Source organism: Lacrimispora sp., assembly GCF_046972725.1.
GTDB lineage: Bacteria > Bacillota > Clostridia > Lachnospirales > Lachnospiraceae > Lacrimispora.
Map to the genome: position 1 here is coordinate 135,205 of NZ_JBKVXF010000006.1, position 25,561 is coordinate 160,765.

The 25,561-nt window shown below is 44.4% G+C and carries 22 protein-coding genes; 4 read left to right on the forward strand and 18 right to left on the reverse strand.

Features of this window, described 5'->3' with window-relative positions; all coding sequences use genetic code 11:
- Positions 1 to 9: 9 nt before the first annotated feature.
- The 8 genes from ACLTWA_RS17745 to ACLTWA_RS17780 form a co-directional block, all read right to left on the reverse strand.
- Positions 10 to 1,002: an ABC transporter ATP-binding protein gene (locus ACLTWA_RS17745; protein WP_412329233.1), complete on the reverse strand. Its 993-nt coding sequence runs from the start codon at positions 1,000 to 1,002 to the stop codon at positions 10 to 12.
- Positions 999 to 2,024 carry an ABC transporter ATP-binding protein gene (locus ACLTWA_RS17750; RefSeq protein WP_412329234.1) on the reverse strand — a complete coding sequence of 342 codons (1,026 nt, stop codon included), beginning with the start codon at positions 2,022 to 2,024 and terminating at the stop codon, positions 999 to 1,001. Before ACLTWA_RS17750 ends, ACLTWA_RS17745 begins: the two co-directional genes overlap by 4 nt.
- Positions 2,017 to 3,204: a M20 family metallopeptidase gene (locus ACLTWA_RS17755; protein WP_412329235.1), complete on the reverse strand. Its 1,188-nt coding sequence runs from the start codon at positions 3,202 to 3,204 to the stop codon at positions 2,017 to 2,019. The genes ACLTWA_RS17750 and ACLTWA_RS17755 overlap by 8 nt, the downstream gene beginning before the upstream one ends.
- A gap of 9 nt (positions 3,205 to 3,213) precedes the next feature.
- Positions 3,214 to 4,110, reverse strand: coding sequence for an ABC transporter permease (locus ACLTWA_RS17760; RefSeq protein WP_412329236.1), 897 nt, complete (start codon positions 4,108 to 4,110; stop codon positions 3,214 to 3,216).
- On the reverse strand, positions 4,111 to 5,064 hold the full coding sequence (locus ACLTWA_RS17765; RefSeq protein WP_412329237.1) for an ABC transporter permease: 954 nt from the start codon (positions 5,062 to 5,064) through the stop codon (positions 4,111 to 4,113).
- Between the two features lie 57 nt (positions 5,065 to 5,121).
- A complete protein-coding gene (locus ACLTWA_RS17770; RefSeq protein WP_412329238.1) occupies positions 5,122 to 6,750 on the reverse strand; it encodes an ABC transporter substrate-binding protein in 1,629 nt (542 codons plus the stop codon).
- A 100-nt stretch (positions 6,751 to 6,850) separates the two neighbouring features.
- Positions 6,851 to 8,020, reverse strand: a complete 1,170-nt coding sequence (locus ACLTWA_RS17775) for a M20 metallopeptidase family protein (protein WP_412329239.1) — start codon at positions 8,018 to 8,020, stop codon at positions 6,851 to 6,853.
- A gap of 102 nt (positions 8,021 to 8,122) precedes the next feature.
- The gene (locus tag ACLTWA_RS17780; RefSeq protein WP_412329240.1) at positions 8,123 to 8,815 is read right to left on the reverse strand and encodes an AroM family protein; all 693 of its coding nucleotides are present in this window, start codon (positions 8,813 to 8,815) and stop codon (positions 8,123 to 8,125) included.
- 702 nt (positions 8,816 to 9,517) lie between these two features.
- Between ACLTWA_RS17780 and ACLTWA_RS17785 the strand changes: the two genes are divergently transcribed.
- From ACLTWA_RS17785 to pcp, 4 genes are read left to right on the forward strand one after another with little or no spacing between them, the layout of a single operon-like run.
- Positions 9,518 to 10,198 carry a 5-oxoproline transporter, DUF969 family subunit gene (locus tag ACLTWA_RS17785; protein WP_412329241.1) on the forward strand — a complete coding sequence of 227 codons (681 nt, stop codon included), beginning with the start codon at positions 9,518 to 9,520 and terminating at the stop codon, positions 10,196 to 10,198.
- Between the two features lie 11 nt (positions 10,199 to 10,209).
- Positions 10,210 to 11,157: a DUF979 domain-containing protein gene (locus ACLTWA_RS17790; protein ID WP_412329242.1), complete on the forward strand. Its 948-nt coding sequence runs from the start codon at positions 10,210 to 10,212 to the stop codon at positions 11,155 to 11,157.
- A 13-nt stretch (positions 11,158 to 11,170) separates the two neighbouring features.
- Entirely contained in the window at positions 11,171 to 12,175 is a 1,005-nt protein-coding gene (locus ACLTWA_RS17795; protein WP_412329243.1) for a peptidase, read from the forward strand.
- Complete coding sequence (gene pcp / locus ACLTWA_RS17800) at positions 12,172 to 12,816, forward strand: pyroglutamyl-peptidase I (protein ID WP_412329244.1); 645 nt, start codon at positions 12,172 to 12,174, stop codon at positions 12,814 to 12,816. Before ACLTWA_RS17795 ends, pcp begins: the two co-directional genes overlap by 4 nt.
- A gap of 108 nt (positions 12,817 to 12,924) precedes the next feature.
- On the opposite strand, the gene namA is transcribed toward pcp, so the two are convergent.
- The 10 genes from namA to ACLTWA_RS17850 all read right to left on the reverse strand — a co-directional run bounded on the left by namA (position 12,925) and on the right by ACLTWA_RS17850 (position 25,366).
- Positions 12,925 to 13,953 (reverse strand): NADPH dehydrogenase NamA, encoded by a 1,029-nt coding sequence (gene namA / locus ACLTWA_RS17805; RefSeq protein ID WP_412329245.1) that lies wholly within the window; start codon positions 13,951 to 13,953, stop codon positions 12,925 to 12,927.
- 41 nt (positions 13,954 to 13,994) lie between these two features.
- A complete protein-coding gene (locus tag ACLTWA_RS17810) occupies positions 13,995 to 14,783 on the reverse strand; it encodes an SDR family NAD(P)-dependent oxidoreductase (RefSeq protein WP_412329246.1) in 789 nt (262 codons plus the stop codon).
- A 145-nt stretch (positions 14,784 to 14,928) separates the two neighbouring features.
- A complete protein-coding gene (locus ACLTWA_RS17815) occupies positions 14,929 to 15,276 on the reverse strand; it encodes a 2-dehydro-3-deoxyphosphogluconate aldolase (protein WP_412329247.1) in 348 nt (115 codons plus the stop codon).
- A gap of 49 nt (positions 15,277 to 15,325) precedes the next feature.
- Entirely contained in the window at positions 15,326 to 16,603 is a 1,278-nt protein-coding gene (locus ACLTWA_RS17820; protein ID WP_412329248.1) for an SLC13 family permease, read from the reverse strand.
- Between the two features lie 92 nt (positions 16,604 to 16,695).
- Positions 16,696 to 17,856 (reverse strand): sialidase family protein, encoded by a 1,161-nt coding sequence (locus ACLTWA_RS17825; protein WP_412329249.1) that lies wholly within the window; start codon positions 17,854 to 17,856, stop codon positions 16,696 to 16,698.
- A gap of 384 nt (positions 17,857 to 18,240) precedes the next feature.
- On the reverse strand, positions 18,241 to 20,895 hold the full coding sequence (locus ACLTWA_RS17830) for a cation-translocating P-type ATPase (protein WP_412329250.1): 2,655 nt from the start codon (positions 20,893 to 20,895) through the stop codon (positions 18,241 to 18,243).
- 64 nt (positions 20,896 to 20,959) lie between these two features.
- On the reverse strand, positions 20,960 to 21,868 hold the full coding sequence (dapA, locus tag ACLTWA_RS17835) for a 4-hydroxy-tetrahydrodipicolinate synthase (RefSeq protein ID WP_412329251.1): 909 nt from the start codon (positions 21,866 to 21,868) through the stop codon (positions 20,960 to 20,962).
- 18 nt (positions 21,869 to 21,886) lie between these two features.
- Positions 21,887 to 23,140 (reverse strand): four-carbon acid sugar kinase family protein, encoded by a 1,254-nt coding sequence (locus ACLTWA_RS17840; RefSeq protein ID WP_412329252.1) that lies wholly within the window; start codon positions 23,138 to 23,140, stop codon positions 21,887 to 21,889.
- A 17-nt stretch (positions 23,141 to 23,157) separates the two neighbouring features.
- Positions 23,158 to 24,198, reverse strand: coding sequence for a 4-hydroxythreonine-4-phosphate dehydrogenase PdxA (gene pdxA, locus ACLTWA_RS17845; RefSeq protein ID WP_412329253.1), 1,041 nt, complete (start codon positions 24,196 to 24,198; stop codon positions 23,158 to 23,160).
- A 13-nt stretch (positions 24,199 to 24,211) separates the two neighbouring features.
- Positions 24,212 to 25,366, reverse strand: coding sequence for an iron-containing alcohol dehydrogenase (locus ACLTWA_RS17850; RefSeq protein ID WP_412329254.1), 1,155 nt, complete (start codon positions 25,364 to 25,366; stop codon positions 24,212 to 24,214).
- Between the last annotated feature and the right edge of the window lie 195 nt (positions 25,367 to 25,561).

Consider the following 25,561-nt stretch of genomic DNA (forward strand, 5'->3'; position numbering starts at 1 on the left):
TCCTTTTCCCTATGACTCTTTTTCGTATAAGAAGCAGGCCACCTGATGCCCTTCTTCTCCATGATTTCTCAATTCGGGTACTTCCTTTTTGCACCTCTCCATACACCGGGTGCACCGGCCGGACATGGGACAGCCTTCCCGTTCTCCAATGGGACTTGGAACCTCTCCCGAAAGCACGATCCTTTCCTTTTCTTCCTCAGGGCTTTCCGGAGGAATTGCGGATAAGAGGGCCTGGGTATAGGGATGAAGGGGATTTTTATAGATGTCTCCTCCCCTGCATATTTCCACAATTTTTCCCAGATACATAATTACGATCCGGTCACTGACGTATTTCACCACGCTTAAATCATGGGAAATAAATACATAGGTAAGGTTATATTTCTTCTGCAGCGTCTTTAAGAGATTGATTATCTGTGCCTGTATGGATACATCCAGTGCAGACACCGGTTCATCGCAGATGATCAGCTTTGGATTTATGGATATGGCACGGGCAACATTTAAGCGCTGCCTCTGTCCTCCTGAAAACTCGTGAGGATACCGGTTCATATGCTGCACGTCAAGGCCGACCTGCTTAAAAAGCTCTAAGACCCGTTTTTCCAGCTCTTTTTTCCCCTTCACCGTTTTATGCACGATCATCGGCTCGGAAACAGAATCAGCCGCTGTATGCCTTGGGTCAAGAGAAGAATAGGGATCCTGAAAAATCATCTGGATATTTTTGCAGAGAGACAGCTTTTCTCTGGAGGAAATATTACGAATGCTTTTCCCTTCAAACAGGATATCTCCTGCCGTCGGTTTATGAAGGCCCACCAGGCATCTTCCCAGCGTAGACTTTCCGCATCCGGATTCTCCTATGACACCAAGGATCTCGCCTTCATAGATTTCCAAATTGATTTCCTGCAGTGCATGAAGGACCGCTTTTTTTCCTCCTTTCGTCTTTCCTTTTACCTTAAAATCCTTTTTCAGGTTTTTAATCTCCATCAGTACCTTTTTTTCACTCGTCATAAAGCACCTCCCCGGACAAGCCCCTGGTTTTCACCCTGTCTGTGACAGGCAACAAAATGTCCCGGTACAATCTCCTTTAATTCCGGCACCTGGTTTCTGCACCGTTCCTCTGCATATGGACACCGGTTTGAAAAATTGCAGCCGGTTCCCGTCAGTCTAAGATCCGGGGGAGTTCCTGGAATGGTCTTCAGTTCTTCTTCCGAATCACTGCTAAGCTTTGGCATGGAATCCAAAAGTCCCCAGGTATAGGGATGGAGCGGATTATGGTAAAGCTCCCGGCAGGAGGCATACTCAACCGTCTTTCCCGCATACATGACCATGACACTGTCACACATCTGCCACACAACTCCCAGATTATGAGTGATCAAAAGTATGGCGGTTCCATTTTTATCTCTCATTTCTTTTAACAGCCCCAGCACCTGCGCCTGAACGGTCACATCAAGAGCAGTGGTCGGTTCATCGGCAATGATCATCTTTGGATTGCTGCATATGGACATTGCGATAATTACGCGCTGGCACATTCCGCCGGACAGTTCATAGGGATAGGAGTCCATACGGCGCCTGGCATCAGGGATTCCTACTTTTTTCAAAGCCTCCTCCCCCATTTGATAAGCCTCTTCTTTACTGACCTTCTGGTGGGCACAGATCATCTCCACCATCTGATGTCCTACCTTGAATACCGGCGACAGGGAGGTCATTGGATTTTGAAAGATCATGGAAACGTCGCGTCCCCGAAACGCCAGCAGCTCCTTCTTTTCCATCTGAAGAACGTCTTTCCCGTCAAAGTCTATGCTGCCGCTTACAATTTTCCCGGTTTTTGCCGGTAACAGGCGGATAATAGAAGAAGACGCAACACTTTTCCCAGACCCGGATTCTCCTACGATTCCCAGAATCTCCCCCCGGCTTATTTGAAAGCTCACTCCGTCCACCGCTTTACTCACACCGCCTGCCGTATAAAAGTACGTTTTTAGATCCTTTACGGTCAACATTGCATCACTCACAGCAGCACCTCCTTTACTCATAGTTCCGTCTCATTTCCGCAAAGCTCTGTTTCACTCTGTCCATAGTTTCCGGAGAGGACAGTAAATCAATAGCCGTAAATGCCAGTGCTTTTGCTCCGGTAAGCATGGCCTTTTTCCCTTCCAGGCTTCCGCATGCATCCTCAAATTCCTTTGTATGGCCTCTCAGCTGCGGCACCACCTGTACATAAGACTGCAGGGCAGGGATTACATGAGTAACATTTCCTACATCCGTACAGCCGATGCCAAGTTCTTTTCTCCTGGGCATGACAGTCTCCCCAAGGTCTGTAAAGTTTTTTTCAAGCAATTCTTCCAGAACCTTATTATTCCGGATATCTTCATAGGTATGCCCATCCCAGTTATAGCGGAATCTGGTTCCTGTCATAGTGGCGATGGACAGGCCCGCTTCCAGAAATTCCTGCAATATCTTCTCCTTAAACTTCTGGTCAAAAGAACGGACCGTAAATTTTGCCTGGCAGTAATCCGGTATATATATCGGTTCTTTGCCGCCATCTGTAATCACACCTAAAATGGTTCCTTTGCCATTCCAGCTTAACCGCTGGTCATTCATGTACTGAAACAAATGAAGCAAAGGCGACAGGGCACTCCGTCCTTCTTCCGGCCAGGTGGCACCGTGGGCACTTTTCCCGTAATATTCTACAATCAAATCGGTTTTTGAATAGGAAATATCATTTACCACAGTCTCATTGGCTGAATGGATAATCATAGCCGCATCAAGGTTCTTAAATGCTCCCCGTTCCAGCATAATAACCTTTCCGCCTCCGCCTTCTTCTCCAGGAGTTCCAAGAACCGAGACCTTTCCTCCCAGACGGTCTATGACCGCTTTGATTCCTGCTCCTGCCCCTACGGACATGGCTGCCATCAGATTATGGCCGCAGGAATGTCCCATGCCGGGAACCGCATCAAATTCTGCCAGAAATCCAATATGAGGGCCCGGCTTTTTGCTGTCATATTCTGCACGAAATGCCGTATCCAGTCCGCAGATGCCTTTTTCCACTTCAAAACCAAAGGCTTCCAAAAGCTCCCATACGGCTCTGCTGGATTTATATTCTTCAAAATTATACTCAGGATTTTCCCAGAGATATCTTGCCAGTCTCCATAATTCTTCTTTTTTCTCTTCGATGCAGTTTTCCGCTTCTTTTTTTATTGTGTTTATCTCCATGCTCTTACCCTACTTTTTCATTTTGGGATCAAGCACATCCCGGATTCCGTCTCCCAGCAGATTAAAGCCGATTACGGTAATCAGGATAAATGTACCTGACACGGCAGCAATATGAGGTGCCGTATTTAAACAGTTTCTTCCTGCACGCAGGATACTTCCCCAGGAAGCTGTCGGCAGTTCAATTCCAAGCCCTAAAAAGCTTAAAGCAGCCTCTGATATGATAGCACTGGCAATATTGAGAGTCGCATATACGATTACCTCGGAAACCGTATTCGGAAGGATATGATGCTTAAGCATACGGAAATGAGAGATTCCTATGACTCTTCCGGCATTGCAGTACTCTTCCTTTTTAATAATCAGCACCTGCCCTCTTACCACTCTGGCAAACCTGGGGATCTCCGCAATACCTATGGCCAGTATTACATTGATGACCCCCGAGCCCAGCACAGTCATAAGGACGATGGACAACAATATGAATGGAAATGCAAGAACGCCATCCATGATTCTCATCAAGACAGCATCTGTGATTCCACCCATATATCCTGCCAGAAGGCCCAGTAAAACACCTGTGATTCCTCCCACCAGGGTAGCTCCTACGGCTACAAGCAGAGAAACTCTGGCGCCATAGCATATTCTGGTAAACAGATCTCTTCCATATTCATCCGTACCTAACAGATGCCCCTTTTCAAAAAATGTAAGGTAGGCGTCGATGGGATGAATCTCGTTGGGCTTGCCGTCTGTAATCACAGGAGCCAGTACCGCCATTGCGATCATAATGGATACTGCGATCAATCCAAGAAGAGCCGTTTTATTCCTCTTTAATTTACTCCAGGCATTGTTGGCTCTTCTCTCTACTTTTAATAATTCTTCCTGGGACTGGGTATCCAGTCCAAGCGCCTTTGCCATTTAATTCCCTCCTTCATAATTAATATTGGGGTTGATCATCATATAAATCACATCCACGATTAAATTGATAATTACGAAGGCCAGTGCAATAACAAGAACTGCTCCCTGTATCAAAGCATAATCTCTGTTATCAATCGCCCCCACGATCAGGGTTCCCATACCAGGCCACGAAAATATGGTCTCCGTAAGAATGGCTCCTGCAAAACAGCCTGCCAGCTGAAGCCCCAGAACCGTTATCAGCGGAGGAAGTGCACTTTTTAAGGCATACTTCCAGATAACCACAGATTCTTTCATTCCTCTTGCACGAAGGGCACGAATCGAATCTCCATGAATGGATTCCAGAATGCTGGAACGGGAAATCCTTGAAAATGTTGCGGTGGGTATGGTTGCAAGGCAAAAACAGGGAAGTACCATATGACGGATCACATCACCGATGCCATTGGACATGCTGCCGATTCCCAGAACCGGAAGCCATCCAAGGTTTACGCTGAAAACCAGAACCAGCATAAGCCCCAGCCAGAAGATGGGCATGGAAACACCGATCAGTGCCACTACCATGAAAATATAATCAAACAGGGTCCCCTGATGCACTGCAGAGGTGACTCCTATCAAAAGCCCTGCGATTAACGCAATAAAAACTGCAGGCAGCGCGATCAGCAGTGTGTTTGGAATACGGTTAATTATCAGAGTAAGCACCGGCTGATTATAGGAATAGGACATTCCAAAATCTCCTTTTGCTGCGCTTAATATATAATCCTTATATTGAGCCGCAAGCGGCTGGTCAAGCCCCATGGTTTCCCGCATTTTTGCCACATCCTCAACAGATGCCTGCGGTCCCAAAACAGCTCTTGCAGGATCACCCGGTATCATTCTGGTCAGTACAAAAGTCAGCGTGACAACCACAAAAAGAGACGGAATGATCTGCAAACATCTGATTAATATTGTTTTTAACATATATCTCCTCTCGTGTTTTAAAAATCAGGGATATTGCAATGCAATATCCCCTTTCAGTTACTTGGATAACCATACGTTAATGTCTGAGGTACAGATTTTAACCTTTCCATCTGCCCTTTGGACTAATCCCTGGACATTTGGACTTACTCCCCAGTTTACATTTTCATTGGCATAGAAAATACCCGGATACTGCTTTACGATTACTGCAAGGGCCTTTTTATATAACTCTGCCCGTTTTGCCTGATCTGTGGTTAATAATGCGTCATCCAGATATTTGTCCACTTCCGGATTGTTAAAGCCCTGGCCGTTTCCAAGAGAACCAATGGCATCTGAATGGAAAATCTTATTCAGGAAGAAGTAAGGATCCGGATACCAGGTCCAGGACATTGCAAATACATCGGCTTTTCCTGAGGCCCCGATTTCGCTGAAGGTTCCCCATTCACTGGTGTTGATATTTACATTGATGTTTAAATTCTGTTTTAAATACGCCTGGAACAGGGTGGCCATCTTCACTCTGGATTCCGTATTGGAAATATAGATATCCATATCAAACCCATCCGGATATCCGGCTTCTGCAAGAAGTTTTTTCGCTCCCTCCGGATCATAAGCCAGTGTTTCCGCTTCCAGACTGGAATCATATCCCCAGGAACCTGGCGGCAGCGGCAGACTTGCCGGCTTTGCTTCCTGGTACTGGTAGACACCTGCCGTAAGTTCTTCCACATTCACCGCTTTTATGATCGCTTCTCTTACCTTTATATCAGCCGTAGGACCGTTTACCTGATTAAAATAGATATAGGCGATATGAAGTCCCGGCATCTCCATCAGCTTCACGGAGCTGTCATCTCTTGCAATCTTTACTGCTTCTCCGCTAAGGCTGGTAGCCAGGTTGATTTCCCCGGTTCTGAGGGCATTTACCGCCTGGTTTCCGTCACTGACCGGCTTATAGATCACTCCGTCAAGGTATGGGGAAGCCGCCCAGTATTTATCATTGCGGACTAAGGTCGCCTGCTGATCCAGTTCAAATGTTTCCAGAGCAAAGGGGCCTGTCCCTACAAGGTGGGCACCAAAATCATCTCCCCAGCCCTCGGCCTCTTCTTTTGGAATGATTATATTTCCGGCATCCGTTAATGCAGTTAAGAATACAGCATTTGGCTCAGCCAGATAACATTTAATCTCTGTATCACTGATCACCTCACAGTGGTCAAGCATATCCAGCCTGTTCATGGCAGATTTTTCTTTGGAACGCTCCAGAGAATATTTCACATCTTCCGCCGTCATCTTTCTTCCATCCTGAAACTTTCCCGGCTGAAAATAAACATCATCCCGCAGAGAAAACGTATAGGTAAGGCCATCCTCGCTTACAGTCCATGATTTGGCAAGAGAAGGCTTGATCTCCGTAAGCTCCGAATTATACTCAACAAGAGTGTCACCAATCGTATCAATAATCTGTGATTCATAAGTTCCCGTATACTTTACAGGGTCCAGATTCTTAGGGGAAGCCGGAAGGGAGATCGTCATCACTCCTCCAGACACCGGATCTCCGGCTGGTTGTGTTGTTTCTGCTGCATTGGCATTCTGCGTCTCGCCGGAGGGGGGAGTTTGCGGTGCTGACGAATTGGAGCCGCATGCACTTAGACCAGCAGAGACTGTTAAGCATAAGATTGCTGTTAAGATTCTCTTTTTCATAATTTTCCTCTTTTCCTTGATATAATAAAAAACGACAGCAAAAGGAAACCTAGTCGCCTTTAACTATCGTAATCTTCCAAATATTGTATTTTTTATACATTTAAGAATGTTCTTTTAGCCACTTCATTGCCGTGCCTGCATAAATCGCAGCCATTTTATGAATGCTTTCCTCGTTAAACGTCACTCTGGGATCGTGGACCCCATAAGGATATCCCTCTTCTTCGGATCCGGTTCCGACCCAGTATAGAACAGAAGGCACGAGCTGGGATATTACGGAGAAGTCCTCGGAACCGGTCATTCGGGGCATTTCATAGCAGGTCCCTTCCCCAAAAAGTTCATCAATATAGCGGGTGGAGGCCCTGAGTAAATCTTCGTTGTTCTCCAACGGAGGAACTCCCTCATGGAGAAATTCCACCACAGCTTCTCCCCGGAACACCTTGGCTGTCTGGTCGGCAATCTGCTTCAGACGTTCTTTTGCAAAGCTTCTGACCTGTCCATTCATGGTACGGATGGTTCCTTTTAATACGGCCGTTTCCGGAAAAATATTAGAGGCAGTGCCTCCGCTGATCTGACAGATGCTGCACACCAGCATTTCATCCGGATGGACCTCCCGGCTGTTTAATGCCTGCAGGGCCAGATGGATGTGAACCGCAATATTAATCGGGTCAACACAACGGTGCGGTGCTGCTCCATGTCCGCCCTTTCCTTTGACCGTAATGGTAAATATATCGCTTGAGGCACAAGCCGTATTTCTGGAGAATCCAACACTTCCGCTCTTTGCCTGGACGACATGCAGGGCCATTGCCCCGTCCACGGCAGGATTTTCAAGGACTCCTGCTCTTACCATATCAGCGGCTCCTCCCACGGCCTCCTCGCATGGCTGGAACATGAACTTTACAGTTCCTTCCAGCTCCGTTTCTCTTTCTTTTAAGATACGGGCGGCCATAAGAAGAGCGGTTGTATGTATATCATGTCCACAGGCATGCATAAAACCATTTTCTGAGGCAAAGGGCAGGCATGTCTCCTCCTTCATGGGGAGTGCATCCATGTCCGCTCTCAGCAGAAACGTTTTCCCGGGCTTTCCAGCCACTGCTGTAATACCTGCGGTTCCGCATTGTTCAGGCGAATAGCCAAAGGCTTCAAGTTCTTTCTTTACAAGCGCTACGGTCTTTGGCAGTTCAAAACCCAGCTCAGGATTCTTGTGTATCCTTCGTCTGATTTCAATTCCATAGGCTTCCATTTCTTTTGCTCTGGATACGATTTGATTCATCCGGTTTATCCTCACAATTCACATTTTTGAATATATGCTGAATATATTATCAATTACATTTTTCTTTGTAAATGACAGTACGCACAATTATTTCAGTACAATTTAAGCATCACGCACAGGAATCCCCGGATCTGTCAATTCTGAAACCAGACGGGCCAGCAGGGTTCTTGGCAGAAGGACCGGTTTCTTTGTCCCGCTCGTAAATAGTGCCTTCATTTCTCTGCTAAAGCCAATACAGTCCAAAACGATTAAGTCCGCCTCTGTGTCTTTGAGCTGCCTTACCGCTTCTTTCAGCTCCTCCCAATCTCCATAAGGGGTACCAGATACTACTTTGACCTCCTTTACTATCTTTGACCACTTTTCCTTACTCTGCTCTATCTGCAGCGGAGAAGGAGTCACAACAGCGATTGAGGACTTTGCGGTCAAAAGGGGTACCATTCGGTCAAGGACCTCACAGGGATAGATCAGGGGAACCTTCGATGCCAGCGTGTCCGGGAATTTCCCTGTGCAAAACATCATGATTAGATCCACGCCCTGACTCTCCAGTTCCTTTATGGCACATGCCAGCCTTGGGATAATGTACCGCTCCGCAAAAGTAACCGAAGTCCCATCCTTTAGTCTGGATACTAATACATAATCCCCTTCTTCCGGCTTGAATTCTGCAATTTGCTCTAAGGTCAGTCCATCCAGTGCCCCCCTTTCAAGCAGCTCTGCCTTTCCATCAAAAATACCCATAATATCAGCTGTAACATCAATACGGGGACTCTGTCCAACCGTAATAGCACCTATCTTCATTTTTGAATTCTCCTTTCGTACGTTATGATTCCTTTTTGCCATGTCCGAATATTTATACACCATCATGAATTTTTTATGATTTTATCAGCACTGAGCCATGATGTCAACCTGCTTTTTAATTTCAAGGCATGATCTGCATGAATGGGAAATATTTCAAGCGTTTATTGCCCGCTTGAATCCTATATGAAGGCAAATACCTGAAACTGTATGAATAGTAAAATACCGTTTCTTATGGATAAATATGCATATATACAAGGTGAAACAGTATTGACAGCTGTTTTTATATCGTATAGACTTAAAAGGTTGTAATAGATACGGTACAAAATTCACATAATTATCTTGCAACGTTTAAAAAGCAAGTACAAATTATATGAGTTACCAACTGGTTCAAACAGAACCTGTTACCTGATACCGTACGAAAACCTGTATTAACAGATAAATGAAAACGGACAAAAAGTCCCGGAAGAATAAGATTCATCATTTTGTACACCTTATTTTTCCTTAAAAGGGGGCGTTATTATAAGGCTAAATTATTTTTAATATTAACCCGGCCCCATGCCGGAACATTACAGGAGCAATCCGTATCTCCTGCACAGGCTGTAAGGGATTGCTGTTTCAGAAAAAAAGTATTAATAAAAAACGAAGGCAGATAACCTTGATCCTATCAGGTTTATGTCTTAAACGAAAGGAATGACAAAGTATATGGAATTAATTAAATTATTAGGAATTATTATCGTAGTTGCTGGATTTGCATTAAAGCTGGACTCAATTCTCATTATTGTGATAGCTGCGATTGCAACCGCAGCAGTGGGTAATTTGGGAATAAACGGCTTGCTGGAAACACTAGGCAGCAGCTTTGTGAACAACAGGAGCATGGCTATTTTTATTCTCATCATGCTGGTGACCGGCACCCTTGAAAGAAATGGCCTGAAAGAGGCCGCAGCAAAATTGATTGGTAAAGTCAAGAATGCCTCTTCCGGAGTTGTAATTGGTGTATACGGAATTATGAGAGGTATATTCGGTGCCTTTAATGTAAGTTTTGGCGGGGTAGCCGGATTCGTCCGTCCTATCATCATGCCCATGGCAACCGGTGCAGTTACAGCAAAAGGCAAAAAGATCAAAGAGGAGTACGTAGAAGAGCTAAAGGGGATGGCATCAGGAATGGAAAACATCTCATGGTTTTTCTGTCAGGTGCTGTTTGTAGGAGGTGCAGGTGCTTTGCTGGTGCAATCCACACTGGACCAGCTGGGATATCAGGTAAATCTGATTGATCTGGCAAAGGTAGAAATCCCCGTCAGCGTATTTGCTGTTTTGGTTGGCATTGTATATTATTATCTGAAAGATAGAAGATTGTATAAAAAATATTACGGCGAAGAAAAATAGGGAGAGAACGGATGTCATTTTTTATAAGTACTGATGTAGCATTAGGAAAAAAATTACTTGAAATTATATATATTATTATGGGTCTTGTTACCATAAATACCGGAATCAAAAATGCACTTGATAAAACGAATCCTTCCAGATTCGGAACGGCTGTTTTCTGGTGCCTGCTTGGTGTCATTCTTGGATTTGGCCGATGGATCCCGGCTTCGTGGAACGGTTTCCTCATTCTCATTATGGTAATACCGGCCATTTTTCATAAAGTTAAAATTGGTACTCAAATTGTACCTGCAGCAGAAGAAGTTTACGTTAAATACCAAAAACTGGGTATGAAGGTTTTTATTCCGGCATTGTCCATCGGCGTATTTGCGGTCTTATTTGCAGTACTGCTCCCAGATCTTGGAGCCATGGTCGGAATCGGTGCCGGTATTCTGGTTTCAATTATCTTACTGATGATCTTTGATAAATCAAATACTCCGAAGGTATTTTTAAATGATTCCGAACGATTAATATCTACCGTCGGACCTCTCAGCATGCTTCCCATGCTTCTTGCAAGCCTTGGGGCAATCTTTACGCAGGCTGGTGTGGGCGATGTAATTGCAGCTCTTGTGGGAAAAATCATTCCGGAAGGAAATGTCAATGCGGGAATTATTGTCTTTGCAATTGGAATGGCTCTGTTTACAATGATTATGGGAAATGCTTTTGCAGCCATTACAGTCATGACTGTCGGAGTCGGTGCTCCGTTCGTATTAAGCTACGGGGCCAATCCTGCACTGATTGGAATGCTGGCTTTGACATGCGGTTTCTGTGGAACCCTGTGCACGCCAATGGCTGCCAATTTTAACGTTGTTCCAGTTGCGATGCTGGATATGAAACAGCGGTTCGGAGTAATCAAGAATCAGATAATTCCGGCAGCCATTCTTTTAGTATTTCAAATTGTGTACATGATTATTTTTAAATAAAAGGATTAAAGCGATGAAGCAAACCATAAAGCGCGGAGCCAATATTGTAACAAATCACTGGCTTAACTTAAAATCAGGGGAGCATCTTCTGATCGTAACAAATGAAAGCCATAGAACGGAAGCTGAAATCCTTAAAGAATGCGCGCTTACACGCACGAAATCAGTTGATTTGTTGATTATTGAAGAAGGAGGCAAGCAGGCAGGAATTTTGTTCGACGAATCCGAAAAAATATTTGAGGGTTATGAGGCAATCATTGCTGCCGCGGATTACTCCCTGATTACCACACGTGCGGCTAAATATGCAATCAGGAGAGGAAGTAAATTCCTCTCTCTTCCTTTATCTACCAATGATGGCAGATCTATGCTTTCTTTCTCCTTCATGACCATGGATACAAAAAAAAGCAAATTGATGGCCAATATCATTATAAAGTACATCCAGTCATCGTCTGTCATTGATATAAAAACAAAAAAGGGATCAGAACTGAAAATGTACAAGCGTAACCGGAAAGCCGGATTTTTTAACGGTACCGTCAAAGACGGACGGGGATTTTCATCTGCCAGCATTGAGGTCTATGTACCGGTCGAAGAAGATAAAACAGAAGGGGTCGTACTAGTTGACGGTTCTCTTGGATATATCGGCAAGGTAGAAGCTCCCTTTTTCATCAGATTTGATAATGGAAGAATTACGGAAATTGAAGAGACAATCAGCGGCAGGAAACTAAAGGAATATATGGAAGACTTTCATGATTCCGGTATGTATGTCGCTTCTGAATTCGGACTTGGTTTAAATTCCATTGCAAAATGCAGGGGAAAATGTTATATTGAGGATGAATCTGCCTACGGTACCTTTCACATAGGACTGGGCAGAAATCTTGCACTTGGCGGGGTTCATGAAGCCAGCGGACACTTTGACCTGGTAATACATGAACCAGATATTTATGTGGATAACCGCCAGATCATGGAGGCAGGAAAGATCATTATACCGGAACCACAGGTATATGAAGGAGGTATATTTTGAAAATATTAATTACAGGATTTGATCCATTTGGCGGAGATAAAATCAATCCGGCTTTTGAAGCTGTTAAAAGACTTCCAGACCAGATCAACGGCACTGAAATTATTAAGATGGAAATTCCTACCGTTTTTATTAAGGAAGGAGAAGTATTACGGGACTGCATTCAGAAACACAAGCCAGATGTGACAATCTGCATTGGACAGGCCGGAGGCCGTTCTCAAATAACCGTAGAAAAAGTAGCCATTAACCTTATGGAAGCAAGAATCGCAGATAACGAAGGACAAAAGCCCATCGGACTTCCTGTCTGCGAAGATGGAGAGAATGCTTACTTTTCAACCCTACCCGTAAAAACTATTGTAAAAAAAATCAAAGAACAGGGTATTCCGGCCAGTGTATCCTACACAGCAGGAACCTTTGTCTGCAATGATGTCATGTATCGTCTTTTGCATATGATCAGGAATGAGTTTCCAACCATGCGCGGCGGTTTTATCCACGTACCATATCTGACCGAGCAGGTTGTTAATTTACCGGCTGGTACTCCAAGCATGTCCGTGGAAACCATAACAGAAGCGCTAAAATGCGCAGTTGCGACGGCAATTGACTATGAAACAGATATTGAAGAGTCCGCAGGAACAATCATGTAAACAAACATGCCGGCATTAACAGGACACTATATGCAGCATTTTATAGGAAGAAACTGATTTTATAATGAGGCCAATCCCCGGGGATTGGCCTCATTATTGCTTCAAGCATCATTTTCTCGCCTGAAAACCACGCAGATACTGTTCCGGCCACGGATATTCCACTTCCATATCCCGGGCCGCATGAAGTACCCAGTAAGGGTCACGAAGCAGCTCCCTGCCCAAAGCAACCAGATCTGCCCGTTCTTCTCCCAGGATTTCCTCCACCTGATGAGGTTCCATAATCAGTCCGACGGCAATTACAGGCAGACCGGTTTTCTGTTTCAGCCACTCGGCAGCCTTTACCTGATAGCCCGGATAAATCGCCGGCGGCGGTGTGGGTACAACTCCGCCTGTGCTCACATCAAGCACATCGATATAGGGCTTCACCAACTCTACAATTCGTGCCATCTCCTCTTTATGCATGCCCTCCGGTTCATAATCCTCTGCGGATACACGCAATAAAACCGGTTTCTCAGCCGGCCAGACCTCATGGACCGCCTTTAGTATTTCAATCAGGATGCGACACCGGTTTTCCGTTGATCCGCCATAACCATCGGTACGGTGGTTGGCCAGAGGCGACAAAAATTCACTGATCAAATATCCATGGGCACCATGAATCTCAAGCGCGTCAAAGCCGATTTCAGCCGCACGTGCAGCAGAGTTTCTGAACGCATGGACCGTATCTTTAATATCCTCTTCCGTCATCTCATGGGGCATGGGATACTCCTGGCTAAAGGCAATGGCGCTGGGCGCGTAAATTGCCTTTTCCCTGGCTCCGCATTTGCGTCCTGCATGGTTGAGCTGGATTGCCATCTTTGCTCCCTGTTTCTGGCAGGCGGCAACCACTGGCTTAAGGGCCTTTGCCTGGTCATCATTCCAAAGTCCCAGACAATGGTCGGAAATACGCCCCCAGGGCAGGACACCGGTGGCTTCCATGATGATCAGCCCTGCTCCGCCAACGGCACGGGAGGTATAATGGGTAAAATGAAATTCATTTGGCATACCGTCGGTTCCTGCACTGTACATGCACATGGGAGGCATAACGATACGGTTTCGTAAGGTCATGCTTTTTGCTGTAAATGGATTCAATAGGTACATATGACATTCTCCCTTCAATTATAAATGTACGGTCAGCACGGTTATCTTGAGGTCGCCTCAAGGCCCCCATCCTGACGGATACAAGCGCCTGTAATATGCCCTGCGCAGGATGAAGCAAGGTATAGGGCAAGGTTGGCAACCTCTTCCGGAGCCGCATACCGTCCATCCGGATAAGCTCCGCTGAATGCCTTTTTTGCCTCTTCAACGGAAACGTTCTCTCCTAAAAACTGTTTCTCAATCGAACGCATCATGGGAGTATCAATTGCCCCTGGGCAAATACAATTTACACGAATATTGCTTGCTGCAGTCTCTAAGGCGACACATTTGGAAAGCCCTGCCACAGCATGCTTGGAGGAGACATATGGAGACATGCCTGCCGCTCCTACAAAGCTTCCGTTCGAAGCGATATTTACAATGGAACCGCTTTTCTGCTTCATCATCTGGCGCACAGCATATTTCATTCCATACATGGGACCGAATATATTAATATTGTAAACTTTCATGAAATCTTCATACGTTTGCTCGGTAACAGGGGCATTGCGTCCCTCAAATCCAGCATTATTCACCTGAACATCCAGACTTCCAAAGGTTTGAATCGTTTTCTCTACCATTGCCTGAACCTGTTCTTCCTGCGTAACATCTACCACAAATGTGAGCAGATGATCTTCCGGAAGGTTCAGTGAGGGAACAAGTTTATCCAACTTTTCCTGTTTCGTCGAAGAAATAGCCAGCTTGCAGCCTTCCGCAGCAAATGCTTTCGTTAAAGCCTCTCCCACGCCTCCGGTTGAACCGGTAATCATAACCACCTTGTCTTTTAATTCTAAATTCATCTTAATCCCCTGTCCTTTCCTTTTCAGAATCTGATTAACAAACGTTTACTGGTTACTTTTTATTTCACATCTTATTATAGCATGAAAAATCAAAAAAAAACCATAGTTTGCATTTACTATGGTTTTTATAAGGAAAGGTCTTCCATTATTTCTGCATGATATGAATTGCAAAGCCACCATATTCTCCAGCCAGGTAAATATTTTTTAATACGCCATCCTCCCTATAGGCAGCGGTTTCCATATTGAAGGAAAACCCCTTTTCTTTCAGCTCCTCTACCGCAGCAGTTAAATCAGGTGTACCCATGGCAATATGACCATTGGTACCAAGGAATGGCGCTTTCATACACTCAAAGTATGGGCCTGCAAACTCAGACTTCTGCCCATGACGGGGTTCCAGATGAAACATCATGGCTAAAAGCTGTGCCAGCTTCTCTGCTTCCTCCGCATTAGGCGTGTTAATACCGATATGTTCCAATTCAAACTTATTTATCACGATTATACCTCCTTCTATGTATAGGCTCTGTCATATTCTTTCTTTGCCCCTACATGGGAAACATCAGGAGCGAACCGGCTGTCAAGGCAATCAGACGGATAAAGTATTGCGGAATCGTAAATTTCCAGAATTCCGAAATCTTATAATTTCCAACCCCCATGACCATTGCAGGCATTCCATCGATAGGAAGGAAATGTCCGCACCAGCCGGATATTACGATTGCACATGCGGCGGCAGTCGGATCAAGTCCAAGATTCGTACATGTGGCAATTGCAAGAGGGGTAAATACGTAAACAGTGCCAATGGTGGATCCGGTCATTGTTGCAAGCACACTGGTAAGGATACAGAATGCAAGGATCATAAGGAAAGGATTAATGCTTGCTCCAAGCATACCCGCTACTGCTGAGCCAACAAGATTGGTTAATCCGGTACTTCCAAGTGCATCGGCAATACCGATTACGCCTGCTGACATCAGTATGATCGGTGCACATATGGCATCACGTATCTCTTTAAAATCCATTACTCCAATAATAAGAATTACTGCCACCGACAGACCGGGAATTGCATATCCGGCATCGCCGATAAAGCTCTGGAGTATCATTCCTATTACTGCCGCAACGAAAGCCACATAGGTTACCTGCTCTTTCCACTTAGGCAGGGTACTGACAGCTTCTCCCTGAGTTCTTGCTGCATCGGTAGCCTCAGCAATGGGGTGATTTGGAAGGAATTTGTACTGGATCACACAGTTGAGCAGAAAACCGAGAGACAGTATTAAGTTAATAATTGCAAACTTGACTACGGATACCTGAGCGATAACACCTGCACTATTGAGAACAGCAAGCACGATTCCATACTGCAATGCAGTGTTAAACGGCAGTAACGGGTGGTTGGCTGCAAATCCGGCAGTCATAATGACCTTTGACGGCGGCAGCTGTTTATTTTCCGGCAAGGTGGAAAGTAAGCCGATGGTCAAAACGTAATATGCCGTTGAGCCGGTTCCAAACAGGCTGCAGCCCAGCATAACAATTAAAATGATAAACAAAAATGCTTTGAATTTCCCCTTATTTGCTATGTTGAACATGGACTTTTTAAAAGCAGTGATAAAACTTGTTTTTTGAAGGGCTGCAATAATCGCCATAAATTCAGCAAGCATAATAATAGTAGAATTTGAAAATCCTGCAAATGCGCCCTTAATATCAGTAATTCCAAAAATGACAAGCAGCAGGCATGCCAGTATTGGAGGCGCTCCAAATGGCAGTTTATCTGCCATTATCAGTATAATCATAAATACGGTGATTCCCAAAGCAATCATCATCTGAGGTGTCATAGTGTTCTCCCTCCAGCCTTTCCTGGTGTCATCATGCACACTAAACTCTATGTAATGTACATTCATGACACATTTCATTATATTTTTTTGTATCAGCGGCTCTTTGCAGCGGTGGGATTGTACAGGCCGACCTGCTCCCGTTTATCCCCCATAATATCCTTCTCACTGAATTGTATATACTTCACCCCTTTGCGGGTACGTGCCGCATATGCAAGATGTATTTTTCCATCTCTGCTCTGCATGATATACGGATATTCATACTGCTTATTGTTTGTCTTATTCTCCTCCCCCATAAAGCCTTCGCCACGCTCCAGCCAGCGGATCATGGGGAAAGTAAGACCTCCATCTTCGGATAGAGCCACTGCTACAGGGCAGCGCAGCCCCGGCCAGGAAGCCTTTCCAGGCTGCAAAAACGGCGTGCAGGTCGGATTGTATGCAATCGCGATACGCCCGCTCTGAAGCTTAATGGCACTTATACTGGAGTTATTGTTGGGCAGCGGTGTTGGTTTTGGTTCGCTCCAGGTCTCTCCATAGTCAAAGGATTCGCTTCTATGAATGCGATAGGCTTCACGGTTTCGCATAAATGCCACCAAGTGTCCCGGTTCAAGCTCCACAACGTTGGCATGGACGTGTCCGTTGCTTTTGGGCATCATTACCATCTTCCAGGTTTTCCCCTGGTCATAGGAGATACGGAATGCCGTTGGATCCCCGGATAATCCTTCCGCAGAATCCGAACAAAGCCAGTTTGAGAATATCCAGGCACCATTTGAAAGGACCTGGATTGGCTGGCGGCAGAACGTCCCCTCCTCAGGAAAGAAGGTTTCGTATGGCCCCCAGGTTTTCCCTCCGTCACTGCTTTTCTGGCAGCGAACCACTGCCGTATACTGCATGTTATCTTTTCCTTCCTTACGTTCAAGCTGTGCCGTATACATTGCCCATACCTTATGGTCAGGACCGTAGAACAGAGAAGGATTCTGTTCGCTGCGGGCCGGATCGTTAGAAATATCTACCGGAGGCAGCCATCTGGTGGTTCCGTTTGGAAGAATTGAGCAGACGATATGTACATCTGCGCTTCCTTCATAGCTGCCGGCAAACCAGCAGCAAAGCAGATTGCCATCAGGAAGTTCCAGCATTGCCGGTGCGTGGGCAGTAGGAAAGCCGCCCGTAGGCAAAAGGGCCTCATATACATTCATTTCTTCATTCTCATAGATATTGCCATCCCAGGTGAGACCTGGAAGTTTCGGATATTGCATGATTTTCCTCCTTTTACTAATGAATACAAAATGATTAGCGATCAAACAGCATACCGCCAGCAGGTTTGCAAGCTGTCCCAATCCCCCTCTCCCGTTCTTCTATTACCAGACAGATCGCTGTTTGAGAAGAAAAGTATGATTCTTTATGACATTATGACATATCAGTTAGTAATTTACATCAAAAATAAATTCAAAATCGTTGCATTTTGTAACAATATTGATAGAGTATATGTTTAAAATTGAAATATGATAATAATAACACCATATTTTTTTATTTGAAAAGAAACTTTTTTATTTGAAAAGCACAAAAAACGGAAACCAGATGATTATCTGTTTCCGTTTTGTTATTCATTATATAAGTATTACAATTGCAGATTGCTTCACTTACTTATTTTTCAGCTGGTTTCGTCTTACCAGTTTCATGACTTCCATGATCGGAATGATTGAAACGGCAATTAAAACCGCTGTAAAATACTCAGTCAATGAAATATGTTCAAACTCAAATGCTTTCCTTAAAAATGGTACGTAGATGACTGCAGTGGTAAGAATAAACGATGCCAGAAGCGATCCGAACAAGAACTTATTCTTTGTCTTCAGCCGAACAATGGATTCATGTCTCGAACGCATATTAAATGAGTGGAACATCTCAAGAAGAGACAGGGATAAAAATGCCATGGTCATTCCGTCCGCACTGTCAGCAATTTCCCATAATCCGCTTTCCATGTAATGACCCGTAAAATATGCCAAGAGAGTCAGAAATCCGATCACTGCACCCTGAAATAAGGTTTCACCGGCAACCCCATCAGCAAAAATCCCATCCTTTGCATTCCTTGGATTCCGTTTCATAATATCCGCTTCCTGTTCTTCCATGCCGATGCCTATGGCCGGGAAACAGTCGGTAATTAAATTGATCCATAGCAAATGGACCGGTTTCAATATGGTAAAGCCAAGCAAACTGGCAATAAATACAGAAATAACTTCCGCCAGGTTAGACGATAAGAGGAACTGTATTGCTTTTCTAATATTGTCATAGATACGTCTTCCCTCAGCAACCGCACTTACGATCGTTGCAAAATTATCATCTGCGAGAACCATATCTGCAACATCCTTTGTAACATCTGTTCCAGTAATTCCCATACCGATGCCGATATCCGCTTCCTTAATGGAGGGAGCATCATTGACGCCATCTCCGGTCATAGCAGTTACCTTAGATAACCTTTTCCATGTTTTTACGATACGCACCTTATGCTCCGGCTGTACTCTGGCATACACGGAATACTTCTGTATGTTTTTTTCAAGTTCTTCATCGGATTGTTTATTCAATTCGGCTCCGGTAACAGCCATACGGTCATCGGAAAGAATACCAAGTTCTTTTGCTATTGCTACTGCCGTATCCTTATGATCTCCGGTAATCATTATCGGACGAATCCCGGCTTCCTTACATGCAAGGATCGCAGGTCTTACCTCAGGTCTTACAGGATCAATCATACCTGATAAACCAAGGTATATGAAATCATTTTCTATATCTGCCGGCTCAACGGAATAAGGCAAGGAAGGCCATTCTTTCATGGCAGCACATAGAACCCGAAGGGCTTTCTCTGCCATCTTTTTATTAGAAGCCATGATTTCCCTGCGCAGCTTCTCTGTCATTTCTACTATAGTGCCATTTATATAAGCCTTGCTGCATCTTTTAAGGACCTCATCCGGTGCACCCTTGGTAAACTGGATTACCGTGCCATCAGGCCGTTTATGAAGGGTCGACATCATCTTTCTGACAGAATCAAAAGGTGCCTCTGCGACTCTTACATATTCCTTAGCAAGTTCGGGCTTTGACAGACCATTTTTAAATGCATCATTGACAAGCGCACATTCGGTAGGCTCTCCAATTGCCTGAGACGTATTCAAATCCAGCTCTGCATCAGAGCAAAGTGCCATGGCAGTCATAAGAAGTTTCTCATCAGAACCGGAATGCTCCACAACGGTCATCCGGTTCTGTGTTAAAGTTCCTGTTTTATCAGAACAGATAATTTGTGTGCAGCCCAGAGTTTCCACCGCAGTAAGTTTTCTTATGATGGCATGTTCCTTTGACATTTTTGTAACGCCAATGGAGAGGAGTATGGTAACAACTGCTGCAAGGCCTTCCGGAATGGCAGCTACTGCAAGAGAAACGGCAATCATAAACGTATCAATAAAAGCATCCAGGTGCAGTTCCCCTCCGGTCAGAAGTATTCTGATGATATCTGTAACAAACATAAAGGCGCATATAGCCAGAACCATAATTGATAATGCCCTGGAAAGCTGATTGAGCTTCATCTGTAATGGAGTTTCCTCGTCCCTGGCAGTGTTGATGGCATCCGCAATACGCCCGATTTCCGTATTCATTCCGGTATGACATACAACTGCCTTCCCACGGCCGTAAACGATTGTAGAACCTGTATAGACCATGTTCTTTCTATCACCGAGAGTAACTTCCTCCAAGCCTGTTCCTATGACTTTTTCAGTTTTCGATACAGATGTTGATTCTCCAGTCAGCGCCGCCTCTTCCACCTTTAAACTGGCGCATTCTATTAATCTTGAATCCGCAGGCACCGCATCACCTGCCTCTAAAAGTATAATATCTCCCGGAACAAGTTCTTCAGAACGGACAGCTTTAATCTTATCATTTCTTATTACATTTGAGGTAGCTGCTGCCATATCCTGCAGGGCTTCTATCGCTGCTTCTGCCTTGGATTCCTGGTACACTCCAAGTGCGGCATTGATCGTAACCACAAGAAGGATAATGGCTGTATCTATCATGCTTTCACCCACATAGAGTGAAGTGATTCCCGAAATGACTGCTGCAACAATAAGTACAACATTCATAAAATTGATCAGTTCGCTAAAAAACTTCTGAATCAGACCGGGCTTCTCACCTTCTTTTAATTTATTCAAACCATAGTTTGCTTTTCGTTCCTCCACCTGGACGTCCGAAAGCCCATGAACCGATGTTTCAAGATTTTTAAGGACATCCGAGGACTCCATCAAATACTCTTTTTTCATGTTTCTTCTCCCGCGTTCTTTACAAAAAGCTGCTGTTTCCAGGAAATACAGGTCTTTCAATCAATTAATCCATACCTTTATCTGCATTTTCCTTAAGCACTTTTGAAAGAGCTTCAACTCCCTCCTCACAGAGGTCGTTAAACGGTCTTCTGCAGTCTCCTACGGGATAACCTAACATAGCCACTGCTTTCTTAACAACCGTATTGGGATTGCCATATTTAAATACAGCACGGAAACTTGCAATGGATTCCTGGGCAGCCTCCGCTTCTTCTGATTTTCCTTCCATAAATAAGTTATAAATAGAGGACAATACGTGAGGATATACATTGGAGCAGCCTGCAATGCCGCCAAAGCCGCCCTCTTTCAGGCAGGGAAGTATGAGTGAATCATTTCCGGAAAGTACATAGAAGTCCTTTTCCAGTTCCCGTGTCTCTGTAATATAAGCTTTTAAATTATCCCAGTCACCGCTTGAATCCTTTGCGCCCACAATCAGGTCTACGTCCTTTGCAAGTTTGGCAACGGTTTCCGGCAGCAGCCTGTTGCCAGTACGGGCAGGAATGTTGTAAAGTACGATGGGCGTATCTACATGCTTTGCGATTTCAACATAGTGGTCATATAATTCTTTCTGTGACGCAACTGCAAAACTCGGAGTAATAATGGATAAGACATCTGCCCCAAGCTCCTCTGCTTTCTTACTCATACGTATTGTATCTTTTGTGGATATCAAGCCAGAGCCGGCATATACGGGCACTCTTCCCTTCACCTGATCAATGGCAGCTTCCAGAACTTCGGTCTTCTCAGTTTCGCTTAATATGTAACCCTCTCCATTGGTTCCAAACGGGAAAATTCCATGTACCCCACCTTGAATCAGGCGTTCGATCTGATTACGCAGCTCATCAAGATTTACAGACTCATCTGCATTCATTGGTGTGATGATTGGTGTGATGATACCTTTTAATTCTACTTTCTTCATGTTATTACCCTCCAATATCTATTTGATTATTTTTCGTGCAATTCTGCACAGTATATCCTCGGTTCCAAACCCGCCAGACTTAGAGATAATCTGTTGGCCATATCCATTCCAGATAAGCCTGGAAACCACCAGTCCCGGTTCTATCTCACATACCGGCTCTATCTGCGTACAACCGACCAGCTTCATATACCCCATAAGCGTATCCCCGCCGGTCATAAGAACTGTCAGATTTACAGGTTCCTCTGCAAGTGCTTTTACGATATATCCATGGGCCTGGGGGATAAGCGCTCTTAGCTCTTCGATATTTTTGCTTTTGTCAGACATGAAATTCACAATATTTTCTTCCGTATCAAAGGAATCCACAATTACTTTTTTGTTCTTTTTGCACAACTCTATCATTTCTTCCAGGAATTTCTTTCCTTTCAGGGTCTTATAATAATCCGCAGAGTATTTCTGCTCCATGGTTAGCTTTCTTCTTATAAAGCTGTCATTGCGTTCTGCGTATTCCAATTGCCGAAGGGTAATCTTATTCAGACTTCCACATGCCACGTACAAGCCATCCGTCTTTTCATACGCCGAAATCTCTTTGCGGCTTAGAAAGATCTTTTCCGCCAACCGCTCTCCAAGCACTGCACAGCCCGCTATCAGCTTAAGCTTGTTTGCCCTGGCTAATCCGTCCAGAATAGCATCAATATCCTTTACGGTCTGAGTGTCACAAACAATAACTTCCGATACGGCCTTTCTCTCATCCGTAACCGATTCCTCCGGCCTTTTACATATAACAGGGATATCGCTCTGATCCTTTATAATGTCTGGTATATACGACTTAGTTACCGGTTCAAACGGGTCCTTTCCAAACACACTGTTCTCAAGCAATTCTCCAGATATATAGTGTACTCCGTCTTTCGTAATTCTTCCGATTTCCGGATGGCCCGGAAGAAAATAAACCGGGACACCTTTAACCGCATCCGCAACCGCCTGCAGCTCCGCACCAATATTTCCACGCAAAGCGGAATCGGTTTTTTTAAATATGATACCAATGCCGTTTTTCTGGGCCCAGACAGCAATGCCAAGTACCACCTGATAGGATTCCTCCGCTGACAAAGGTCTGGACTCTGAATCAACAACGATCACTTCTGTGTCCGTTTTTACATCACCTTCAATCAGTTTCCCTTCCGTGAAAATCTGAGTACGGATCCCGCGTTTGGCAAATTGTATGCCCGTATCCAACGCCCCGGTAATGTCATCTGCTATGACCAAGATCTTTACCATACGATTCCCTCCATATGTTACTTATTTGATGCCAGGCGAACCGCATAGTCAATGGAATTGGCAAGGCTTAACTCGCTGGATACTCCCTTTCCAGCCAAATCAAAGCCCGTTCCATGGTCGACGGATACTCTTATGACCGGAATCCCAAGCGTTATGTTGACACCGGATACCGCATCCCATGTTTTAAGCTCCTTATTATAATGAAAGCCCTTTACCTTTAAAGGAATATGTCCCTGGTCATGATACATTGCAACAACGACATCATACCAGCCGCCCAGAGCCTTTGAAAAAACAGTATCCGGAGGTGTGGGTATTCCTTCCGGGATGCATATGCCTTCTGCCATAGCCTCATCAATTGCGGGCTGAATCTCCTCGATCTCCTCTGTTCCAAACAATCCATTTTCGCCGCTGTGCGGGTTCAGTCCGGCCACACCAATTCTGGGCTTTTCGATGCCAATGGCCTTGCATCCTTCATTTGCAATTCTGATCACTTCCAAAACCCTGGCCTTTTTTACTTTGTCACAGGCCTGACGGAGGGAAACATGTGTGGATACATGTACCACCCTTAAATCTTCATGGGCCAGCATCATCGTATACCGGTCTGTATGGGTATATTCTGCATAGATTTCCGTATGTCCAGAATAATAATGTCCGGCCATATTGATTGCTTCTTTATTTAATGCATTGGTTACCGTTGCATCCACAGACCCATTCATGGCCAGTTCAATCACTTTGACAACATACTGAAACGCTGCTTCCCCGCACATCTTAGATACTTTCCCATACCTATGTTTTTCCATATCAACCATTTCCATGTCATATACATCGATGGTTCCATATTCAAAAAAGGCATCTTCTACTTTTTTGACCGCATGGATTTTTATTTCATTTTCTTTTTTCAGTATTTTTACCGCCTCCTCCATGCAATTCGCATCACCGATTATGATAGGACGGCATTTTTCATATGTATTTTTATCTAACAATACCTTGACTGATAACTCGGATCCATTTCCGGCAGGATCACCCATAGTTATTCCGATAACCGGTCTTTTCTTCATTCTCTCACCTTCCTTATTTAAGAACCTTTAAATAAATAGTTCTAATGTCCTCAAGACTTAATTCCTTTCTGTTATTGACAAGCAATCTCTGTTGTTTGCTTCCTGCTTCTACTAAAGATTCCAGATCTTCCATCTTCACGCCAAATTCTTTTAAATCAGTAGGAATATTTGTAGCTTTAACAATGTCCGCAATCTGGTCAATGACATACTGTGCCTTTTCAGACTCAGTGTCAGCGGGACGCCCGTGGAAAACCCCGTCATACAGCTTTGCAAGTCTGCTTTCACATGCATCCTTGTTAAATTCCATCACGTGGGCAAATAAAATTGCATTGGAGACCCCGTGGGCAATGTGGTATTTTCCTCCCAGAGGATAAGACAAGGCATGAACTGCGGTGGTACCGCTTCCGGTAATTGCAACTCCCCCATAAAAAGCACCTAAGAGCAGATTATTTTTAGCTTCCAAGTTGTCCGCATCATGATACGCTTCTCTGATATTATTAAAAATCAGTTTTGCTCCTGCAAGTGCATAGGTGTCAGAAAGAGGTGTTGCTTTTTTAGACGTATAGCACTCTACCACATGAGCCAGCGCATCCACGCCGGTAGCTGCTACAATGGATTTTGGAAGTTTCTTTATAAAATTTGCATCGAGGATCACGTAATCCGGTATCATGTTATCATTTACAATCCCTTTTTTTGATTGTTCTTCCGGAATTGCAACAATCGCATTACAAGTTGCCTCCGAACCAGTACCGCAGGTGGTAGGAATCATGACGGTTTTCAGCTGCTTTCTTGCCTGAGCCGGCTCAGTGAGTAAATCCTTTACGGAATATGGCGCCCCTTTTAAAACAGAACAAAGTTTTGCAACGTCCATAACACTGCCGCCGCCAATGGCAATAATCAGATCTCCATCATATTCCTGGGCTTCTTTCACCACTCTTTCGGCATCCTGGTATGCAGGTTCTGGTGTCAGACTATCATAAACCTTATACTCCGTATTATTTTCGTCTAAAAGCCTTGTCAGGATATCCAGAAGTCCGTGTTCGCATATGCCTTTATCGGTAAATATCATTACTTTTTTTGAATCCTCTTTCTCAATAATGGCATTTACATTTTTAATACTTCCTTCTCCGCCGTATACACAAGACGGTATTTTGATTTGGTAGCTCATTTCCGTTCCTCCCAGTCCTTTTATTATTCGTCTCAATATTAAACAAATTACTCATTTATCTATATTATACTATTAAAATATAGCGATACAAGCCATATGATTTTTAATATACGTCTTATATTAATACATACCATCTTTGAAGTGTTGCTTTTTGCGACATACAGTATTATAATAGTATCAAAATTGATGATTCAT

What these genes read in the sequence shown, in the direction of transcription:
- ACLTWA_RS17820 (WP_412329248.1), bottom strand. Translation starts at nt 16,603, where the DNA reads ATGACACCTCAGATGATGATTGCTTTGGGAATCACCGTATTTATGATT.
- ACLTWA_RS17765 (WP_412329237.1), bottom strand. Translation starts at nt 5,064, where the DNA reads ATGTTAAAAACAATATTAATCAGATGTTTGCAGATCATTCCGTCTCTT.
- ACLTWA_RS17785 (WP_412329241.1), top strand. Translation starts at nt 9,518, where the DNA reads ATGGAATTAATTAAATTATTAGGAATTATTATCGTAGTTGCTGGATTT.
- dapA (WP_412329251.1), bottom strand. Translation starts at nt 21,868, where the DNA reads ATGAAGAAAGTAGAATTAAAAGGTATCATCACACCAATCATCACACCA.
- ACLTWA_RS17795 (WP_412329243.1), top strand. Translation starts at nt 11,171, where the DNA reads ATGAAGCAAACCATAAAGCGCGGAGCCAATATTGTAACAAATCACTGG.
- ACLTWA_RS17745 (WP_412329233.1), bottom strand. Translation starts at nt 1,002, where the DNA reads ATGACGAGTGAAAAAAAGGTACTGATGGAGATTAAAAACCTGAAAAAG.
- ACLTWA_RS17825 (WP_412329249.1), bottom strand. Translation starts at nt 17,856, where the DNA reads ATGCAATATCCGAAACTTCCAGGTCTCACCTGGGATGGCAATATCTAT.
- ACLTWA_RS17830 (WP_412329250.1), bottom strand. Translation starts at nt 20,895, where the DNA reads ATGAAAAAAGAGTATTTGATGGAGTCCTCGGATGTCCTTAAAAATCTT.
- ACLTWA_RS17775 (WP_412329239.1), bottom strand. Translation starts at nt 8,020, where the DNA reads ATGAATCAAATCGTATCCAGAGCAAAAGAAATGGAAGCCTATGGAATT.
- ACLTWA_RS17850 (WP_412329254.1), bottom strand. Translation starts at nt 25,366, where the DNA reads ATGAGCTACCAAATCAAAATACCGTCTTGTGTATACGGCGGAGAAGGA.
- ACLTWA_RS17810 (WP_412329246.1), bottom strand. Translation starts at nt 14,783, where the DNA reads ATGAATTTAGAATTAAAAGACAAGGTGGTTATGATTACCGGTTCAACC.
- ACLTWA_RS17750 (WP_412329234.1), bottom strand. Translation starts at nt 2,024, where the DNA reads ATGAGTAAAGGAGGTGCTGCTGTGAGTGATGCAATGTTGACCGTAAAG.
- ACLTWA_RS17755 (WP_412329235.1), bottom strand. Translation starts at nt 3,204, where the DNA reads ATGGAGATAAACACAATAAAAAAAGAAGCGGAAAACTGCATCGAAGAG.
- ACLTWA_RS17780 (WP_412329240.1), bottom strand. Translation starts at nt 8,815, where the DNA reads ATGAAGATAGGTGCTATTACGGTTGGACAGAGTCCCCGTATTGATGTT.
- pdxA (WP_412329253.1), bottom strand. Translation starts at nt 24,198, where the DNA reads ATGAAGAAAAGACCGGTTATCGGAATAACTATGGGTGATCCTGCCGGA.
- ACLTWA_RS17790 (WP_412329242.1), top strand. Translation starts at nt 10,210, where the DNA reads ATGTCATTTTTTATAAGTACTGATGTAGCATTAGGAAAAAAATTACTT.
- ACLTWA_RS17770 (WP_412329238.1), bottom strand. Translation starts at nt 6,750, where the DNA reads ATGAAAAAGAGAATCTTAACAGCAATCTTATGCTTAACAGTCTCTGCT.
- namA (WP_412329245.1), bottom strand. Translation starts at nt 13,953, where the DNA reads ATGTACCTATTGAATCCATTTACAGCAAAAAGCATGACCTTACGAAAC.
- ACLTWA_RS17760 (WP_412329236.1), bottom strand. Translation starts at nt 4,110, where the DNA reads ATGGCAAAGGCGCTTGGACTGGATACCCAGTCCCAGGAAGAATTATTA.
- ACLTWA_RS17840 (WP_412329252.1), bottom strand. Translation starts at nt 23,140, where the DNA reads ATGGTAAAGATCTTGGTCATAGCAGATGACATTACCGGGGCGTTGGAT.